This window comes from Clostridium sp. AF32-7AC (assembly GCF_003477925.1).
In the GTDB taxonomy this organism is placed as follows: domain Bacteria; phylum Bacillota; class Clostridia; order Lachnospirales; family Lachnospiraceae; genus Otoolea; species Otoolea fessa.
Genome location: NZ_QUEG01000004.1, coordinates 77,916 through 97,709 on the forward strand (window position 1 = coordinate 77,916; position 19,794 = coordinate 97,709).

Consider the following 19,794-nt stretch of genomic DNA (forward strand, 5'->3'; position numbering starts at 1 on the left):
TTACTCTGCCAGTCCCTTTTTTTCTATCATTTCTACAACCTGTGCTACATATTTTCCGCAGATTTCATCCGTCGGTGCCTCGACCATCACGCGGATCAGCGGCTCTGTACCACTCGGACGAACTAAGATTCGACCGGTATCGCCCAACGCATCCGATACCTTCTGAACCTCCGCCTGCACGTCGCGGTCTGCCTGCGCCGCCTCTTTATCCTTGACTCTGACATTTTTCAGAACCTGCGGATAAATCTGCACCTCATCAGCCAGCTTTGCAAGTGTCTCTTTCTTCTCCAGAATCACTTCCATCAGCTTTAATGATGTCAAAATGCCATCTCCGGTCGTCGCGTGCTTGCTGAAAATGATATGGCCCGACTGCTCGCCTCCCAGACAGTGACCGTTCTGGGACATATTTTCATAGACATACTTATCGCCAACCGCCGTCTTCTCATAAGAAATGCCCTCGCGCTCAAATGCCTTATAAAGACCGAAGTTCGACATAACCGTGGTGACAACCGTATTGTTGACCAGCGTGCCCTGCTCTTTCATGTATTTTCCACATACATAGAGGATCTTGTCGCCATCCACCAGCTTGCCCTCACTGTCCACTGCCAGGCAGCGATCCGCATCTCCATCATAAGCGAATCCAACGTCCAGATGATTTTCAACCACATATTTCTGCAGTCCCTCGATGTGGGTGGAACCGCAATTTGTATTGATATTCAGACCATCCGGCGTGTTGTTGATGACGTGTGTCTCCGCGCCCAGTGCGTCGAATACGTTTTTCGCAATCGCGGAAGCGCTTCCGTTTGCACAGTCAAGACCTACCCGCATATTTTTGAAAGACCGTGTTGCCAGGGAAATCAGATAACCGATATAGCGGTTGCGTCCCGCCGCATAGTCAACGGTGCGTCCGATCGCATCGCGTTTGGCAAATGGAATTTCGCCCATCTCGCCATCCAGATACGACTCAATCTTCTCGATCGTCTCCTCCTCCAGTTTCTCGCCGCGTCCATTAATGACCTTGATTCCGTTGTCATAGTATGGATTGTGGCTTGCGGAGATCATGATACCGCAGTCAAACTCCTCGGTGCGTACAACATACGATACACTCGGAGTAGTTGTCACGTGAAGCAGATAGACATCTGCGCCGGAAGCGGTCAGTCCCGATACCAGTGAATACTCAAACATATAGCTGCTGCGTCTCGTATCCTTGCCGATCACAACCCGGCAGCGATCTGCTTTCGTCTTCTGTCCATAGTACCAGCCCAGGAAACGACCTACTTTATAGGCGTCCTCCACGGTCAGCGTCACATTTGCCTCGCCGCGGAATCCGTCTGTTCCAAAATATTTACCCATTTTGAGAGTTCCTCCTACATCATCAAATACAGAGTCCAAAGGTCATGTACATTTATGGAAATCCCCCACTAACATACATGACCTTCTACGATTTTGATTCCAACCTGAAGAAAATCCTGCAGCCAACGGCGCTTCACACTTTCTGCCGCTGCTGCTTTCTATGTCTGATTGCACATCTTTTACTGAATTTCTTTCAGATAGCGACCTACCGCATCCTGCCAAGACGGAAGGCGCTCAAATCCGTTGTCCAAAAGTTTTTCTTTGCTGATCCGGCTGTTCATCGGGCGTTTTGCCTGACCCGGATAAGCAGCTGTATACTCAGCAGTGCTGACCGGCGTCACCTTGACATCCATGCCCGCCTGCTTAAAGATCTCAACTGCAAATTCATACCAGCTGCAAAGTCCCTCATTCGTCGCATGGTAACGACCATATTTGTCACTCTGAATCATATCAACCAGCAGACGCGCCAGATCGTATGTGTAAGTCGGGGAACCGATCTGATCATCCACAACACTGACTGCCCCGCGCTCTTTGCCAACGCGCAGCATCGTCTTGATGAAGTTCTTGCCGTTCACGCCAAATACCCACGCGATACGAACGATGAAAAACTTCTTTACCAGCTCCTCGACTGCCAGCTCGCCTTCATACTTCGACTGACCGTAGGCGTTGAGTGGTTCCCGGTGGTCATCCGGCTCCCACGGGCGGGTGCCCTGACCGTTGAATACATAATCGGTGCTGATGTACATCATTTTGATGTCCAGACCTTTGCAGACCTCAGCGATATTTCTCGTTCCATCTGCATTGACTTTACGGCAGAGTTCCATGTTCTGTTCCGCTGCGTCTACTGCAGTATATGCAGCGCAGTGGATCACTGCATCCGGCTTTGCCTCGGTGATCACGCGGCGGCATGCCTCTGCATCGGTAATATCCATCTCATCGACATCCACACCGATGCCAGTAAGACCCTGTTTTTTCAGCTCATTCATCACGTCATAGCCAAGCTGGCCTTTAACGCCTGTCACTAATACTCTCATTATAATCTATCTCCATACATTTTTTCGAAGTACTGGCTGTACTCACCGCTTAAAATGTGTTTCCACCAGTCCTGATTGTTCAGATACCAGTCGATCGTCTGACGAATGCCGGTGTCAAAATTGTATTTCGGCTTCCAGCCAAGCTCTGTCTCGATCTTGGTTGGATCGATCGCATAACGGCGGTCATGACCCGGACGATCCTTGACGTAACGGATCAGGCTTTCCGGCTTGTCCAGCGCTTTCAGGATGGTTTTGACAACCTCCAGGTTGGTCCTCTCATTGTGTCCGCCGATGTTGTAAATCTCACCGACGCGTCCCTTGTGGAGAATCAGATCGATCGCCTCACAATGATCGGATACGTGCAGCCAGTCGCGGACGTTCGCGCCGTCGCCGTATACCGGAAGTTCCTCGTCTGCCAGCGCACGGCTGATCATCAGCGGAATCAGCTTCTCCGGGAAATGATATGGACCGTAGTTGTTGGAGCAGCGGGATACTGTCACCGGAAGTCCGTAGGTTCTATGGTATGCCAGTACAAACAGATCCGCACTCGCCTTGGAAGAAGAGTACGGGCTGGAGGTATGAAGCGGGGTTGTCTCCGTGAAGAAGAGATCCGGGCGGTCTAACGGCAGATCGCCGTATACCTCATCGGTCGATACCTGATGATAACGTTTAATTCCATAGGTGCGGCAGGCATCCAGCAGGGTGGTCGTTCCCATGACATTGGTACGGACAAATGCCTCCGGGTCCGTGATGGAACGGTCTACGTGGCTCTCTGCTGCAAAGTTTACTACGATGTCCGGCTTTTCTTCCTCGAAGAGCTTAGACACGAAGTCGCGGTCTGCGATATCGCCGTGTACAAACTTGTAATTTGGTTTGTTTTCAACCGGTTTCAGTGTCTCTAAGTTGCCCGCATAGGTCAGAAGATCCAGATTGATGATCTGATACTCCGGGTATTTATTTACCATATGGTGTACGAAGTTTCCGCCGATGAATCCGGCTCCGCCTGTCACGATAATCTTCATTGTTTTAACTCCTTTTAATTCTGATGTATTTTATCAACATATTTCCCATCCAGTACGTCTTTCAGATATTTGCCATACTGGTTTTTCTTGTATACCTCGTATGCCTCCAGCACTTCTTCCTTGCTGATCCAGCCGTTTAAGTACGCAATCTCCTCCAGGCACGCGATCTTGCGGTGCTGATGGGTCTCTACTGTCTTAACGAAATTGGTTGCCTCAACTAAGGACTCATGTGTACCGGTATCGAGCCAGGTAAAGCCCTGTCCCAGAAGAATGACATCCAGATCGCCATTTTCCAGATAGATGCGGTTCAAATCGGTGATCTCAAGCTCGCCTCTGGCAGACGGTTTTAACTGTTTCGCATACTCTACTACCCGGTTGTCATAGAAATACAGACCCGTTACACAGTAATTGGACTTCGGTTTCTCCGGCTTCTCCTCGATGGAGATCGCCTTGCCCTGGTCGTCAAATTCTACGATACCGAAGCGCTCCGGATCATCGACATAGTAGCCGAATACAGTCGCGCCCTCTTTCTTGGCAGAGGCAGCACGCAGGCGTTTCACAAGTCCCTGACCTTGGAAAATATTGTCACCCAGAATCATCGCTACGGAATCATCCCCGATGAACTCCTCGCCGATGATAAATGCCTGTGCCAGTCCATCCGGACTTGGCTGCACGGCATAGCTTAAATGTAAACCAAACTGATGTCCATCGCCCAACAATTCCTTAAAACGCGGTGTGTCATCCGGTGTCGAAATAATCAGAATATCCCGGATTCCCGCGTTCATCAGAACGGAGATCGGATAGTAAATCATCGGTTTGTCATAAATCGGAAGCAGCTGTTTGGAAGTTACGCGTGTCAGCGGGTAAAGGCGTGTGCCTGAACCGCCTGCTAAAACGATACCCTTCATATCTTGTTCTCCTCATATGTTTTATTTTCACGCCTCTTTTCTAAAAAAAGGCAGATCTCATCACTATAAGTAATATACCACATTTGCCTGCTGCTTGCAAATTTATTTGCCTTACACTTCTTTCTTGCATTGTACAATCGTAACTGTTCACGGGTAGGCACTTTTGGAACCGAAAGTGCCGTAAGAAAACGTGGTGGCAGCAGGAATTTGCCGTATTTAAATGCGGAGCCACGGCAAATTCCGTTACTGGGCACGTATACGTGAACAGTAACGTACAATCTATGAGCATCACTCATCCACTGCATACACAATCGTCCGCGCATCCGCAAATTCATAACTGCACGTCACAAAGGAATACAAGTGGGAAACCTCCCCGTCTGGCAGTTCGCGAAACCGGCATCCCTCCGTCATTTCTTCTATATAAGAATTCATCTCCGACCGATCCGCAAATTCCGTCCTACGCCGTTCCCCCTGACTGCCCGCAGTGAGCGCTGCAATCAGACGGAGTGTCCGCCTTTTCCCATCTGGGAAATAGAGATAAGCCGTCCGATGCTTCTGGAAGAAATCTTCGTCTTTCAGGCGGATCAGCTCGGAAAACCGACTTCCGTCCTTCATATGATGCCCATAAAAAATCGAATGAAAATCCGATGCATCCGGTGCACTCTCGCAGTCCAGAAAGACAGTCCCGGCTGGATCTGGTTTTCCATCCAGCCCGATGCTGCGGTACGATTCATTGTCGGTTGTCTGGACAATCGGTTCGTCGATGTGAGTACCGGGAATGCGAATCCAGGCGATGACGTCGGCATTCTGGCATTTTAAGGCTGCGAAATCTGGCTGCCATATCGGCTCTGACGCATCTGAATCAGATTTTCCAGATAAATTCTGCTCTACATTTCCTTCAGATTGTGAATCTCTGTTTTCCGCCCTTCTAACCGCATCCCCCACACCATCCGCCAAAACCAGACATCCAATCACGATCAAAAAAGCACAGAAGATGCGGCGTGCCCAGCGGGCAGCGCCGTCTCCTGTGCGCTTCTTAGTACCCAAATTTTCCTTCCAGCGATTCATCTTCGCGGATCCAATCTTCTACATCGACTTTTCGGTACTCATTTTTCGTATCACGGATATAGACATGTTCAATTCCGGCATTGATTACCATGCGCTTGCACATCGAACAGCAGCTCGATTTTTCCACATACCCGCCGGTTCTCGCATCGACACCGGTCAGATACAGCGACGCGCCGATCATGCGCTCTCTGGAGGCACTGATCAGGGCATTTGCCTCGGCATGGACACTGCGGCACAACTCGTACCGCTCGCCGCGCGGCACATGAAGCTCCTCGCGGATGCAGCGACCGATATCGGAACAGTTTTTCCGTCCGCGCGGGGCGCCCACATAGCCGGTCGAGATAACCTCATCGTTATTCACAATCACTGCCCCGTAGTGCTTTCGCAGACAGGTACTCCGCTGCGAAACCATTTCCGCCAGATCCAAATAATAATTGACTTTATCTCTTCTTTCCATATAGGATCCCCCTTCCGTTTTCTCTAATTCTTTAGATGCCCTCATTCATCTTCGCCAGCTTCGCCGCCTGATCGGCTGCAATTAAGCTGTCAATGATCTCATACAGATCGCCGTCCATGATCGAATCGATCTTATACAAGGTCAGTTTGATGCGGTGCTCGGTCACACGTCCCTGCGGGAAGTTATAGGTACGGATCTTCTCGGAACGGTCACCGGTACCGATCTGGCTGCGGCGTTCTGCCGCTTCCTCGTTCTGGCGTTTCTCCAGCTCCAGATCATATAGCTTGGAACGCAGAAGACGGAACGCCTTTTCCTTGTTCTGTAACTGCGATTTCTCAGTCTGGCTGTAGATCACGATACCGGTCGGAATATGGGTCAGACGTACCGCGGAGTCAGTCGTGTTGACACACTGTCCACCGTTTCCGGACGCACGCATAACGTCAATACGGATATCTTTATCATCGATGACAACGTCCACATCCTCTGCCTCCGGCATCACGGCAACCGTCGCGGTCGAGGTATGGATACGTCCGCCGGACTCGGTCTCCGGCACACGCTGTACACGGTGGACACCGCTCTCGTACTTCATCTTGGAGTAAGCGCCCTGGCCGGTAATCATGAAAACGACCTCCTTGAAACCGCCGATTCCATTTTCACTGACGCTGACAAGCTCAGTTTTCCAGCGGTTGCGCTCTGCAAAGCGCACATACATACGGTACAGTTCGGACGCAAATAATGCCGCCTCATCGCCGCCTGCACCTGCACGGATCTCGACGATAACGTTCTTTTCATCGTTCGGATCCTTCGGAAGAAGCAGAATTTTTAATTCCTGCTCCAGATCTTCAATGCGCTTTTTCGCAGCATTTAACTCTTCCTTCGCCATCTCGCGCATCTCCTCGTCGGATTCCTCATCCAGAAGCGCCAGACTGTCCTCTACGTCCTGTTTTGCCTTCTTATACTCTTTATATGCCTCCACAATCGGAGCCAGATCCGACTGCTCCTTCATCAGCTTGCGGAAACGATTTGTATCGCTTGCCACTTCCGGGCTGCCGAGCTCTTCCATCAGCTCTTCATAACGGATCAGCAAATCATCCAATCTGTCAAACATGATATCCTCCTCTATCGTCTAACGGTTCCACCGTGCCTTTACCACGCGGTTAAGCCCCGGCTCATCCTTTATCACTTCTATCTCCCGATACCCGGCGATGGTCAGTATCCGGCTGACCGCCTCCGCCTGGTCATATCCTATCTCAAAATATACGCAGCCGCCCTTGTTCAGATGTTTGCTGCACTCCAGCGCCAGAACCCGGTAAAAATACAGACCGTCCTCGCTGCCGTCCAGCGCCAGCCGCGGCTCATGGTCGCGTACCTCCGGTTCCAGACCGTCGATCACCGCCGATGGGATATACGGCGGATTCGACACAATCACATCGTACATGACATCCGCCTCCACCGCCTGAAACAGATTGCTCTGCAAAAGTGTCAGGCTGTGTTCCTCGATCTCTGCCTGCAGGCGCGGTCCCTTTGCCAGCCACGTTTTCAGGCGGATGCACCACGGATCCTCCGATACCTGAAACGATTCTGACCGCGCAGTTCCCTTCTGAATCAAAAAGAGACGTCTCGCATTTTTCTTTGCCACGCGCAGCGCCGCCTCGGAAATATCCACCGCCGTCATGTTCTGGTAGCCGCCAAGCACGGCAAGGCTGATCGCGATACAGCCGGATCCGGTACACATATCCAAAAGTTTCAGATCCTTTTCCGGGTAATCCCGAAGAACCCGCTCAACTAACGTCTCCGTATCCTGGCGCGGAATCAGGACATTTTCATCGACAGAAAATGTCATTCCCATAAAATCCTGCATTCCCAGAATCTGCTGCAGTGGAATGCGCTCTGCCCGTTTCTGAAGCATTTCCTGATAGCGCCCATAGCCCTTTTCCAGGCGTTCCGCATGGATCGGACGGTTCTGATCCAGATAATAATGCACCCGGTCAATCCCGAACGCCGCTTCCATCAGATACCAGGCATCCGTCCCTGCGTCCGGCACACCCGCCTCACTTAAGCGCGCGCCGCCCTCATCCAACAGTTCTCTCCAGGTCAGGTCTGTTCTTCCGTTTTCCTCGCTCATCGACTCATCCCCTCTGTCGTACCGTGTTCTATTTATGACTCTTCCAGCTGCTTTTCCCAGCCTGGGAAATTCTCCGTCAGGTATTCTCTCCAGTCAAAAACTGCCTCGGTCGCCGCGATCGCCACCTCAATCATCGAGTCATCCGGCTCCTTCGTCGTCAGACCCTGCATCCACATACCCGGACGGCTCACCAGATCCATAAACTTCGAATTGCTCCGTCCGGCGCACTGCAATACCTCATATGATATACCCGCAATGACCGGAACCAGAATAATACGGCTCAGCATCCGCATCCAGATCGTATCGACCCGGATCACCATAAACATCAGAATACTGATCACCATGACAATCAATATGAAACTGGTACCACAGCGCTTGTGCTCCTTCGAGCTCTCGCGCACATATTTTACCGTCAGCGGATGTCCGTGTTCCACACAGTTGATGCACTTGTGCTCCGCCCCGTGGTACATAAATGTCCGTCGGATGTCCTCCATCCGCGAAACGAGTTTAATATAGATAATAAAAATCGCGATCCGGATCACACCTTCCAGCACTGCCATCAGATGATCCGATGTGATAACTCCCTTAAACAGGTTCGCAATCCCCAGCGGCAGGAGCATAAAAATACCAATTGCCAGGATAAACGAAATTACCAGCACTGCTGCCATGATCGCACTCTCCAGCTTCTCGCCGAACACACGGTCTAAAAGCTGTTCGAATTTTCCCGGCTCTGCATCCTCATCATCCTCAAAAAAGCTGGCGGAATACGACAGACTCCGCATGCCGATGATCATCGAATCTGCAAACCGGAACACGCCGCGCACAAACGGGAGCTGTAAAATCTTCGCTTTTTTCGTGATACTCTGATATGTGTCTTTTTTTACTTCTATCTCTTTGTCAGGTCGGCGGACTGCCACTGCATAGTCCTCGCCTTTCATCATCATGATTCCTTCAATTACCGCCTGACCGCCAATTCCTGAATACTTCATGCTGTCCTTTCAAAATAAAAAAAGAAGAAAACAAAAAGGCTGAGTTTAATGTCGCCACTAAAACCCAACCTTTACATGGTTCAAACTTATTTGCCTGCGTTGATGCCGTACTTGCGGTTGAACTTATCGATACGTCCGCGGGCAGCGGCTGCTTTCTGCTGGCCTGTGTAGAATGAATGACACTTGGAGCAAACCTCTACGTGAATGTCTTTCTTGGTAGAACCAGTTACGAACTCGTTACCACAGTTGCAAACTACTTTTGCCTGATAATAGGCTGGATGGATTCCTTCTCTCATTTCTTTCACCTCTCTGAATTTTTCATTGCGATTTCCGACCGCTTTTTTAATTGCAAGCCGTCTTAAAACGGCTCTATATAAAGCTCCGCACATCCAGGCACGCTATTCCATCATTTAAGCGTTCCTTCCACTCGTAAGGACGACTCACGCAGATGTCAGAACTACCGTCTGTTAATACAGCCTTATAATTATATCATGGTGTGTACTTTTTAGCAAGCAATTTTATCTATTTTTCAATACTATTTTTCTTCTTACAGTCCTGTTTTCCTGCCTGGGAGAAAGTCCTCACAGACGCGCTATTGGTGAAACATGATTTTTAGTAAAATGACCCCTTTTTCCGCGTGATCTCCACAAATTCCGTATTGTTCTTCGTCTTGGCAAACAGATCCAGAATCCGCTCGACGGTATCCTCCGGTTTCTGCGTGTTGGTCGCCTTGTGGACGATATCGACCGCTTCCGCCTCGGCGGACGAAAGAAGCAGATCATCTCTTCGCGTACCGGAACGCAGGATATCGAGCGCCGGGAAGATGCGCTTCTCGGAAAGTTTGCGGTCAAGCACCAGCTCCATGTTGCCGGTTCCCTTAAATTCCTCGTAAATAACATCGTCCATACGGCTGCCCGTCTCAATCAGCGCGGTCGCCAGAATCGTCAGGCTGCCGCCCTCGCGTATATTTCTCGCCGCACCGAAGAAGCGCTTCGGCATATGCAGCGCTGCCGGATCCAAACCACCTGAAAGAGTTCGTCCACTCGGCGGAACCACCAGGTTGTAAGCCCTCGCCAGACGGGTGATACTGTCTAAAAGAATCATAACGTCCCTTCCGTGCTCGACAAGGCGCTTCGCCCGTTCTACTACCATCTCCGACACACGTTTATGACGCTCCGGCAGCTCGTCAAACGTCGAATAGATGACCTCGACATTTTCTCCCGTTACCGTCTCACGGATATCTGTCACCTCCTCCGGACGCTCATCGATCAGAAGGATGATCAGGTGCATTTCTGGATGGTTCTTTGTGATGGTCGTCGCCACCTGCTTTAACAGGGTGGTCTTTCCGGCTTTTGGCGGGGATACGATCATGCCTCGCTGTCCTTTTCCGATCGGGGACAGCAGATCCATCACACGCATCGCCATGGAAGTCTTAACCCCCGGATATTCCAGGTGCAGGCGTTCATTTGGGAAAATTGGCGTCAGATTTTCAAAATTCGGACGTTTTTCCACCACGCTGGTCGGGTATCCATTGACCGAATTAATATATAATAATGCGGCAAATTTCTCCGTCGCCGACTTCACACGACGGCTTCCGCGCACGATATCACCAGTTTTCAGATTAAAACGGCGGATCTGGGACGGCGCCACATAGACGTCATTTTCACCCGGCAGGAAGTTTTCACAACGGATAAATCCAAATCCATCCGGCATAACCTCCAGGATTCCGTTCGCCTCGATGCCGCTGTCCAGCTCCTGAAATTCATTTTTCAGATCCTCCATGCGTGCATTTTCCACCTCGGTACGGGTGCTTTCCATCTGCTGCACCGGCGCGGTACGTTCCGGCTGACTGTACTCGGAGGCTGCTTCTGCCATCTGCGGTGCCGGTGCGGTATGTTCCGGCTGGCTATACTCGGTTCTTGCGCTCATCGCTTCATTGTAATTGTTACGCGGCACATAGGAATTTCTCTGATACCCCTCTCGCTGCGTGTACTCGCGTCTGCGGTTATCCTGATAACGGGTATTATTATTCTCACGGCGTGTATAGGAGCCGTATTCATTCCGGCGGTATCCGCCTTCGCTGCGGCGCTCATAGCTGGAATTCTGCCCTCCCGCAGCCCGTTCTCCGTTGGCAGATCTCCGCGGCTGCGAATACGTCTGTGCCGATGTATTCTGCCCTGCATCAGTTCTGCGCGGCTGCACGTGCATTTCCGTTCTCTCTGCCGGTTCCGCCGATCCGGCCGGATGCTCACTGACAGAAGCCTGGGGCGTTTCTTCTTTCTGTCCCCCTTCCGCCGGCTTCTCAAGTTCGCACAGCCTGTCTATGATCTCCGCCTTTTTCAGGGTGCTGATCCCCTTTAACCCCTGTGCCTTCGCCATTTCCCGAAGCTGCACCAGAGGGAGTGTCTTTAATTTTTCTCTCATATAATTCTCCTTACCCTGTTTAATTGTGTCATATTCTCTGGGATTCAAAAATCAGAAATAAGAAACGTGTGGATGTCTTCCAGGTACTTACACGAAACCGGACAGGCAGATACCTGCCCGGCATACCTTTTTAACATAGCCTTTTATGCTGTGACTGCTCTTTATCCTGCAGCCACCTTGGTTTTATTATAAACGGTTTTCATAAAAATTCAAGTAGACATTTTCTTCATACATATCAATTCAGGAACATAGTAACTGTTCACAGGTAGGAATTTTCTGAACTGAAAATTCCGTACGATACAGTTCCGGCAGCAGATTTTGCCGATTTGGAATGCGTAGCATCGGCAAAATCCATCTGAAAAGAAGCTTTTCTCATTCAGAGCCCTTCAGGAAGCGCAGCCACTCCCCCATCTTCTTCTCATACCCATTTTCTGACGGGCGGTAAAATGTGCTGCCCTCCAGTCCATCCGGCAGGTACTGCTGCTTCACATAATGGTTCGGATAATCGTGTGCATACTTGTACCCGTCGCCATGCCCCAGCTTCTCCGCCCCGCTGTAATGGCGATCGCGCAGATGGGACGGCACCGTAAAGTTTCCCTTTAACCTGACCGCCTCCTGTGCCTCATCGACCGCCACATACGCCGCGTTGCTCTTCGGCGCGCTCGCCACATAGGTAGCTGCCTGCGACAGGATAATCCGCGCCTCCGGCAGACCAATCCGTTCCACTGCCAATGCCGCGCTGACCGCAACCTGAATCGCCTGCGGATCCGCATTGCCGACATCCTCCGACGCACAGATCATGATACGCCGCGCAATAAATTTGATATCCTCGCCTGCATCCAGCATCTTCGCCAGATAATAAACTGCCGCATCCGGATCGGTACCGCGCATACTCTTGATAAACGCTGAGATCGTATCGTAATGGTTATCCCCCGTCTTGTCATACTTCACGGCACGGCGCTGGATGCACTCCTGCGCCACATCGAGTGTAATGTGAATCAGCCCATCTCCACTCCGTTCCGTTGTGAGAATACCAAGCTCGATCGCATTGAGCGCCGCGCGCGCGTCTCCGCCTGCCATATCGGCCAGAAAATCCAGAGCCTCGTCCGTCGCCTCCGCGCGATAGCTTCCCATGCCCTTTTCCTTGTCATGGATCGCCCGCTCTAAAAGCTCGCGGATATCCGCATTTTCCAACGGTTTCAGCTCAAAAATACGGGATCGGGAAATCAGCGCCCCATTGACCTCAAAATACGGATTCTCCGTCGTCGCACCAATGAGCAGAATCGTCCCGTCCTCAACAAACGGCAGAAGATAGTCCTGCTGCCCCTTATTAAAGCGGTGAATCTCGTCGATAAACAGGATCGTGCGCTTTCCGTACATCCCCAGCGCATCCTTGGCATCCTGCACGACCTGTTCCATATCTTTTTTCCCCGCCACCGTCGCGTTGAGCTGCTCAAAACGCGCGCTCGTCGTGTTGGCAATCACGCGCGCCAGCGTCGTTTTGCCCGTTCCGGGCGGTCCATAAAAAATCAGCGATCCGAGCTTATCTGCCTTGATCGCCCGGTACAAAAGCTTATCCTTTCCTATGATATGCTTCTGTCCCACCACCTCGTCAAGCGTGGACGGGCGCAGCCTGGATGCCAGCGGCGCCTCCTGCTCGATCGTATTTTTCCGCATATAATCAAATAAATCCATCGTATCCTCTCAATCAATCAGACATTCTTCTATTGTAACAAAAGTATATCCCTCCGCCGTCAATGTGTCAATCGTCTCAAGCGCAGCATCGACCGAAGTCTGATATGCATCATGCATCAGCACCACCGTGTGAACCGCCGCATTTTTGCAGATATGCTTCACAATCCGCGCCGTATTCCGGTTTTTCCAGTCCAGCGTATCGACGTCCCAGAACACCGGCGTCATCGACACTCTCTCCTGAAGCTCCGTACTCCATGAACCATACGGCGGACGTATGTATTCCGGACGTTTTCCCGTGACCGCCTCGATCCAATCGGCCGTCTCCCGAATCTCCTCCACGCTCTTTTCAATCGGCTGGCGCGCCAGATCCACATGTGCCATGCAGTGAACCCCGATGAGATGACCGTCTTTAGCCATCTGTTGCACCAGTTCCTCATTACCCGGAATATTTTCCCCGACCAGAAAAAAAGAGGCTTTCACGCCCCTCTCGCGCAAGCCGTCCAGCAGCTTTTTCGTGTACACCCTGTGCGGTCCGTCGTCGAAGGTCAGCGCCAGCTCCCCGCCGGAAAAGCATTCCGGGGAGGAAACCGTCTGGTCCGTCTGGTCCGCCTGCTCCACTTCCGCCAAATCTTCCCACTGCATCCCCACTGCCAGCCTGCACACGATTCCTAAGAAACACAGATCCAGCAGCACTGCCGTGCACAGGCAGAGCAGTTTTTTCCTCATGGAACCCTTATTTTGAATGATCCGATTTACCATTTTAGACGTGTCAGCCCTGAACTGTGACAGGGCATCCCCTTTATATTTGCGTTTCCGCTTCCATGTATTATATGAACGCAAAAAAGGATCCAGACCTCCGCATTTCTGTCAGGTCTGAATCCTCTTTTTCTATTTAATGTGCTCTCGGAATCTTTCCGCCAGCCGCAAAAGCAAGTGCAGGAAAGACTCCGAGCGTACATTTTAACCTACTAGCGCCGAAATACCAAAGTAGGACAGCACCACGATACCAAGCACAATCCGATAATATCCGAAAAACTTGAAATCATGCTTGCGGACATATCCCATCAGGAACTTGATCGAGTACACGGACACGCCAAATGCGACCACCATACCAAGAACCAGATAAATGAACTCCGCGAAAGAAAATCCGCCGCCCTGAATGAAAAATTTCACAATCTTTAAAAAACTCGCACCGAACATAACCGGAATCCCAAGGAAGAATGAAAATTCTGCCGCCGCCGGACGTGAACAGCCGATCAGCATCGCGCCCAGAATCGTCGCGCCCGAACGGGAAGTACCCGGAATCATCGCCAGCACCTGGAAACAGCCGATCAGCGCCGCAGTCTGGAACGAAATCTGCGTCACGCGCTCAATCGGAAAATGACGGTGCACGTTTCGATTTTCCAGTACGATAAACAAAACGCCGTAGAGAATCAGCATCGCTGCTACGACATAGCCGTTCATCAGCTTATCCATGAAATGGTCAAGCGGAAGCCCAATCACCGCTGCCGGAATGCAGGCTATAATAATTTTTATCCACAAACGAATTGTACCGCGCTTCTGCGCCATCGATTTGTGCGGTGAAAACGGATTCAATTTATTGAAATACAGCACCATAACCGCCAGAATCGCACCCAGCTGGATGACAACCATAAACACTTCCCGGTACGCCTCGCTGACATCCAGATGGATGATCTCATCCACCAGAATCATATGCCCGGTACTGCTGATCGGAAGCCATTCCGTGAAACCTTCCACGATTCCCAGTACAATTACCTTTAAAATCTCAACAAAACTCATGTCTGCTCCTTCCTACACGTTTTCTATCTGCCAGTCGATCGGGGCAACACCATGTTCTTTTAAAAATTCATTGGTCTTGCTGAATGGCCGGCTGCCGAAAAATCCGCGGTACGCAGACAGCGGGCTCGGATGCGGTGCTTCGAGAATCAGATGCTTTGGATTATTAAGCATCGATTTCTTCGCTTGTGCCGGACGTCCCCACAGAATAAATACCATCGGACGGTCCTGCTCATTTAAGATCTTGATCGCAGCGTCCGTAAACTCCTCCCAGCCGATTCCACGGTGGGAATTTGCCTGATGCGCGCGAACGGTCAGAACAGTGTTCAGCAGCATGACTCCCTGCTTCGCCCATTTCGTCAGATAGCCATTGTTCGGGATGTAGCAGCCGAGATCATCGTGCAATTCCTGATAAATATTCACCAGGGACGGCGGGATTTCCACATCCGGCTTTACCGAAAAGCAAAGCCCATGCGCCTGTCCCGGACCATGGTAGGGATCCTGACCTAAAATAACCACCTTTACCTCGGAAAGAGGGGTAAAATCAAATGCATTGAAAATATCATTCGCATCCGGATATACAACATGCGTCTCATATTCCCGTTTCACAGTATCGTATAACTTTCTGTAATATGGCTTTTTAAACTCTCCGCTGAGCGGAGCCAGCCAGTCATTACTGATTGCTCCCATTGCCCTATCCTCTCGTCCATGTCATTTTCTGTCGTTTTCTGTCAAACGATGGTTCCATTTTAGCACAATCGAAGCGGTTTCTCAAGTTTTGCTTCCCAAATGTCCCCTCCGCAGATAAGTGGACGTTACTGTTCACGCATACGTGCCCAGTAACTAAGTGGACTCTCAATCGCAGGAAGGAAAATTGCGGATAAAGCCGACCGAATTCTGCGGAATCGATACGGTCCTCTCCTGAATATCTCCGACAATCTGGTAAAACTTCTGGTTTATCCGATACATATGCGATTTGCGGTTAAAAAAGACCGTCTTTTCAAAGGGCCAGCGGATGACGGTCGGCGTCTTGAAATCCACTCCCAGCTCGAGAATCAGAAGCGCATGGTTTAAGGTTCCAGCCAGCCATTCCCGGTAGAGATTCCAGCTTTTCAAATAACCTTCCTCGATATACGGATTCGCCAGAACTGTGTTTTCTGTCAGCGGCGCCCCACAGTGCGGGCAGATACCATCCGCCACCTCGCCGCGCTCCCAGATATCCTTCGTACAGCCTTTCGAACACTGAAGCCAGTTCACATTACCGCACGGCGCCGTGATTTTCGCTTCATCCAACGAACTTTCAAAGATGCGCGCATCCTTTGCGGTTGTCACGATAAAATAATCCTTCCCCTCTGTCATCGATGCCAGCGCCCGGTATGCCTCCTGTACCTCCGCGCCTCCCGCCTTCTCCCATTCGCTTCCAAGCCCAATCAGCAGAAATTCGCACGCCTTAAGCCGTTCCCGAAGCGTTTTAAGTTCCTCATCTGCTGCCGTTTCATTTCTTGTCTTCTCTGCCATCTTGATTTGATTCCCCCGTTTAAAAAAGAGTCTGCATCTTCGCGGAGCGTTTTTTTATTTCATAGGACGCAATTTCCCATGAAATAAAAAGAGCCCGGCATGCGCTCACGCACACGCCAGACTCTCCATCTGTAATGCAATTAGCTCTATGCGAAATTACTTAAATTACTTTAAGGTAACTTTAGCGCCTTCAGCCTCTAATTTAGTCTTGATGTCCTCAGCCTCTTCCTTGGAAGCGCCAGCCTTAACTACCTTCGGAGCACCGTCAACTACTTCCTTAGCCTCTTTCAGACCAAGACCTGTAGCTTCACGAACTACCTTGATAACTTTAACTTTGTTCGGGCCAACCTCTGTCAGCTCTACGTCGAACTCAGTCTTCTCTTCTGCTGCCTCAGCTGCACCTGCTGCTGCTACAACAACGCCTGCTGCTGCGGATACACCGAACTCTTCCTCGCAAGCTTTTACTAAATCGTTTAACTCTAATACGGATAATTCTTTGATTGCCTCAATGAACTCAGCTGTTGTTAACTTTGCCATTTTAATATTCCTCCTGTGATTGAATTTTAAATCGGCCTTATGCGGCCTCTTGCTTTACTATGCGGCTCTCACGCACCTTACACCCTGCTTTGCAGGTAAGGGTCTTATGCCTCCTGCTGCTCTGCGATCTGTTTGATAACACGAGCGAAGTTTGTGATCGGAGACTGCATGCTTCCAAGAAGTTTTCCAAGAAGAACTTCTCTGGACGGGATGGTTGCGATAACCTGCATGCCCTTTGCATCGTAGTAAGTATCCTCTACAACGCCGCCCTTGATCTCAAGCTTGTCTGCTTTTTTAGCGAACTCAGCTAAAATTCTTGCCGGAGCTGTAGCATCCTCTTTGGATACAGCCAGAGCGGTCGGGCCCTCCAGATTCGGCTCCAGAGCCTCGAACGCGGTACCCTTAGCAGCGAAACGAATCATGGTGTTCTTATATACTTTATAAGTAACACCAGCTTCTCTTAACTGCTTACGGAGCTGTGTGTCCTGCTCAACTGTCAGTCCACGGTAGTCAACTACTACTGCGCCCTTAGCGCCGTTGAATAATTCTGCGATTTCAGCAACAACCGGCTGCTTTAATTCAACTTTTGCCATGATTGGTTTACCTCCTGTTTTATTTCTATAACCGCCTGGTAAACGTTTTCTGTAAAATAAAATCCCTCCGTCACTCGCAGGACAGGGGGATAGAAATATACAACGATATCAGTTCCCTCGGCAGGCGTATTAACCTTATGCCTTTCGGCACCTGCTGTCTTCGGCAGTTAAACACGATAAGTACTATAACATAGAAGTCAAGGGTTGTCAATAGACCTATTAACTTTTTTTATTTTGTAAAAATGCAGCCGCAACCTCCATATCCTCCGGCGTTGTCACCTTGATATTCCGGTAAGAACCTTCGGTCAGGCGCACCTTGTGATCGGTCATCGTCTCGACCACCATCGCATCATCCGTCACTCCCTGCTGGTACTCTTCCCGACTCATCATCTTGTCATACGCCGCGCGGATCAGCGGATAAGTAAATCCCTGCGGTGTCTGAATCATCCAGACATGCGCCCGTTCCGGCGTCACAGAGGCAAATCCGTCCGCATCCACCAGCTTGACCGTATCCTTTGACGGCATGCCTGCCACTGCTGCGCTATAACTTCGTATATCTGATACGATACGTTCAATCATCGGCTCGTCCACAAACGGACGCGCCCCGTCATGAATCAGGACGCAGTCCCCCTCCCCATAGGAAAGCTGGCTGCCGAGCGCCTTTAACCCCTCGTAGACCGAATGGTAGCGCTCTTTTCCGCCCGCAACGATAGCGCGCACCTTGGAAAATCCATATTTTCCTACAATCTCGTCCCGGCAGTACGCGATCTCATCCGCCCCGGTCACCAGAATCACATCATCGACCCGGCTCTCCTCAAACGCGTGAAGTGCATACCAGATGACCGGCTTTTCCTCCAGAAGGAGAAACTGCTTCTGAATCTTGCTTTTCATCCGTTTTCCCTGTCCGGCTGCCAGAACGATAGCGGCGGTGCGGGTCGGATGCGGTGTAATTTTCTCTTTTCCAAATTGATCCAATGTATGTTCCATCTCGTTTCTCCTCCATGCCAGAACGATCTCTTAAAACACTCTTTTTCCACTTTTTGTCAAATCAATCTTTTAAAAAAACTAACCGCAAAACAATTCTTCCTAAAAAAATTTGTATTATCTCTCGCCCAGCTTCAAATTCGGCACCGCATTCAGATCCCAGCCTGCGCGCGCGCCCTTCTTATATTCATAGTACGCCGCCGCGCCGATCATCGCCGCATTGTCCGTACAGAAGATCGGTGACGGATGGAAGAACTGGATGCCCGCCTCTTTACAGGCCTTCTCCATGCCCGCCCGGAGAGCGGAGTTGGATGCCACACCGCCGGCGATCGCCACGCGCTTATAGCCGTGCTGTTTCGCCGCCTCGATCGTGCGCGATACCAATACTTCCACAACCGCATTCTGGAACGAAGCCGCCAGATCCGGCACATTGATCTCCTCGCCCATCATTTTCGCATGGTTAATATAATTTAAGACCGCCGATTTTAAGCCGCTGAAGCTGAAATCATATGGATTGTCGCCCACTTTTGCCCGTGGAAACTCAATCGCATGTGGATTCCCCTCTTTTGCCGCCTTATCGACCTTCGGGCCGCCCGGATAACCGAGCCCGACCGCGCGTGCCACCTTGTCAAAGGCCTCGCCTGCTGCATCGTCTCGGGTGCGTCCCAGAATCTCAAATTCGCCATAATCTTTCACAATCACCAGATGTGTATGTCCGCCTGACACGATCAGGCACATGAACGGCGGTTCCAGATCCGGATTTTCGATGAAATTTGCCGATACGTGCCCCTCGATATGGTGTACGCCGACCAGCGGCTTCTTCGCCGCATACGCGAGTGCTTTGGCTTCCGCCACACCGACCAAAAGCGCGCCAACCAGCCCTGGACCGTAGGTAACTGCAATCGCCGTCATCTCCTCCAGACTCATATGTGCCTCTGTCAGCGCCTCTTCAATAACCTGGTTGATCTTCTCGATATGCTTTCTCGACGCAATCTCCGGCACAACGCCGCCAAACAGCGTGTGAAGATCGATCTGGGAAGATATGATATTGGAAAGAACGGTACGTCCGTTTTTCACGACTGAAGCTGCCGTCTCATCACAGGAACTCTCGATTGCAAGAATGTAAACATCTTCTGATGGGTGTCCGTTTTCTGTATCATGCACGGAAATCTCTGCCCCCGATACCGGAGCTTTCCCCGGTCCCCGTTCCAATGCTCCTGAAACTGGCATTTTCATCCGTTCTTCCTTCTTTTCTTCTATATTCTCTCTCTTTTCTTCCGTCTGCATCGC

The 19,794-nt window shown here is 50.7% G+C and carries 20 protein-coding genes and 1 other annotated feature; all 20 genes read right to left on the minus strand.

All coding sequences use genetic code 11. The features are described 5' to 3' along the window. Entirely contained in the window at positions 1-1,353 is a 1,353-nt protein-coding gene (gene glmM, locus DWZ45_RS07405) for a phosphoglucosamine mutase (RefSeq protein ID WP_107001396.1), read from the minus strand. 179 nt (positions 1,354-1,532) lie between these two features. After that, positions 1,533-2,387, minus strand: coding sequence for a dTDP-4-dehydrorhamnose reductase (rfbD, locus tag DWZ45_RS07410; protein WP_118468397.1), 855 nt, complete (start codon positions 2,385-2,387; stop codon positions 1,533-1,535). Next, entirely contained in the window at positions 2,387-3,409 is a 1,023-nt protein-coding gene (rfbB, locus tag DWZ45_RS07415) for a dTDP-glucose 4,6-dehydratase (RefSeq protein ID WP_118468399.1), read from the minus strand. Before rfbB ends, rfbD begins: the two co-directional genes overlap by 1 nt. A gap of 14 nt (positions 3,410-3,423) precedes the next feature. Next, the gene (gene rfbA / locus DWZ45_RS07420) at positions 3,424-4,317 is read right to left on the minus strand and encodes a glucose-1-phosphate thymidylyltransferase RfbA (RefSeq protein ID WP_022360600.1); all 894 of its coding nucleotides are present in this window, start codon (positions 4,315-4,317) and stop codon (positions 3,424-3,426) included. 288 nt (positions 4,318-4,605) lie between these two features. After that, on the minus strand, positions 4,606-5,385 hold the full coding sequence (locus DWZ45_RS07430) for a class B sortase (protein ID WP_118468403.1): 780 nt from the start codon (positions 5,383-5,385) through the stop codon (positions 4,606-4,608). Further along, positions 5,354-5,842, minus strand: coding sequence for a deaminase (locus DWZ45_RS07435; protein WP_022360603.1), 489 nt, complete (start codon positions 5,840-5,842; stop codon positions 5,354-5,356). The genes DWZ45_RS07430 and DWZ45_RS07435 overlap by 32 nt, the downstream gene beginning before the upstream one ends. Positions 5,843-5,873: 31 nt before the next feature. Beyond that, positions 5,874-6,950, minus strand: a complete 1,077-nt coding sequence (gene prfA / locus DWZ45_RS07440; protein ID WP_118468405.1) for a peptide chain release factor 1 — start codon at positions 6,948-6,950, stop codon at positions 5,874-5,876. Between the two features lie 18 nt (positions 6,951-6,968). After that, positions 6,969-7,967, minus strand: coding sequence for a HemK/PrmC family methyltransferase (locus DWZ45_RS07445; protein ID WP_118468407.1), 999 nt, complete (start codon positions 7,965-7,967; stop codon positions 6,969-6,971). A gap of 32 nt (positions 7,968-7,999) precedes the next feature. After that, a complete protein-coding gene (locus DWZ45_RS07450; protein ID WP_118468409.1) occupies positions 8,000-8,956 on the minus strand; it encodes a DUF1385 domain-containing protein in 957 nt (318 codons plus the stop codon). Positions 8,957-9,042: 86 nt separating this feature from the next. Then, positions 9,043-9,252, minus strand: a complete 210-nt coding sequence (gene rpmE, locus DWZ45_RS07455) for a 50S ribosomal protein L31 (protein ID WP_022360607.1) — start codon at positions 9,250-9,252, stop codon at positions 9,043-9,045. A gap of 316 nt (positions 9,253-9,568) precedes the next feature. Then, the gene (gene rho, locus DWZ45_RS07460) at positions 9,569-11,380 is read right to left on the minus strand and encodes a transcription termination factor Rho (RefSeq protein ID WP_118468411.1); all 1,812 of its coding nucleotides are present in this window, start codon (positions 11,378-11,380) and stop codon (positions 9,569-9,571) included. 372 nt (positions 11,381-11,752) lie between these two features. Continuing rightward, entirely contained in the window at positions 11,753-13,075 is a 1,323-nt protein-coding gene (locus tag DWZ45_RS07465; protein ID WP_107001387.1) for a replication-associated recombination protein A, read from the minus strand. 9 nt (positions 13,076-13,084) lie between these two features. Then, entirely contained in the window at positions 13,085-13,801 is a 717-nt protein-coding gene (locus DWZ45_RS07470; RefSeq protein WP_181357236.1) for a polysaccharide deacetylase family protein, read from the minus strand. A gap of 234 nt (positions 13,802-14,035) precedes the next feature. Next, positions 14,036-14,875: an undecaprenyl-diphosphate phosphatase gene (locus DWZ45_RS07475; RefSeq protein ID WP_022360611.1), complete on the minus strand. Its 840-nt coding sequence runs from the start codon at positions 14,873-14,875 to the stop codon at positions 14,036-14,038. A 12-nt stretch (positions 14,876-14,887) separates the two neighbouring features. Then, the gene (locus tag DWZ45_RS07480) at positions 14,888-15,562 is read right to left on the minus strand and encodes a uracil-DNA glycosylase (protein WP_022360612.1); all 675 of its coding nucleotides are present in this window, start codon (positions 15,560-15,562) and stop codon (positions 14,888-14,890) included. Between the two features lie 165 nt (positions 15,563-15,727). Continuing rightward, positions 15,728-16,390 (minus strand): hypothetical protein, encoded by a 663-nt coding sequence (locus tag DWZ45_RS07485; protein ID WP_118293362.1) that lies wholly within the window; start codon positions 16,388-16,390, stop codon positions 15,728-15,730. A gap of 165 nt (positions 16,391-16,555) precedes the next feature. Continuing rightward, a complete protein-coding gene (gene rplL, locus DWZ45_RS07490; RefSeq protein WP_107001383.1) occupies positions 16,556-16,927 on the minus strand; it encodes a 50S ribosomal protein L7/L12 in 372 nt (123 codons plus the stop codon). Between the two features lie 104 nt (positions 16,928-17,031). Beyond that, entirely contained in the window at positions 17,032-17,520 is a 489-nt protein-coding gene (gene rplJ / locus DWZ45_RS07495) for a 50S ribosomal protein L10 (RefSeq protein ID WP_022360614.1), read from the minus strand. A 47-nt stretch (positions 17,521-17,567) separates the two neighbouring features. After that, positions 17,568-17,702 (minus strand) — a sequence feature (ribosomal protein L10 leader region). Between the two features lie 37 nt (positions 17,703-17,739). Then, positions 17,740-18,507, minus strand: coding sequence for a 2-C-methyl-D-erythritol 4-phosphate cytidylyltransferase (gene ispD / locus DWZ45_RS07500; RefSeq protein WP_118293361.1), 768 nt, complete (start codon positions 18,505-18,507; stop codon positions 17,740-17,742). Positions 18,508-18,621: 114 nt separating this feature from the next. After that, positions 18,622-19,791: a tRNA (adenosine(37)-N6)-threonylcarbamoyltransferase complex transferase subunit TsaD gene (tsaD, locus tag DWZ45_RS07505; RefSeq protein WP_227589677.1), complete on the minus strand. Its 1,170-nt coding sequence runs from the start codon at positions 19,789-19,791 to the stop codon at positions 18,622-18,624. Positions 19,792-19,794 lie beyond the last annotated feature (3 nt).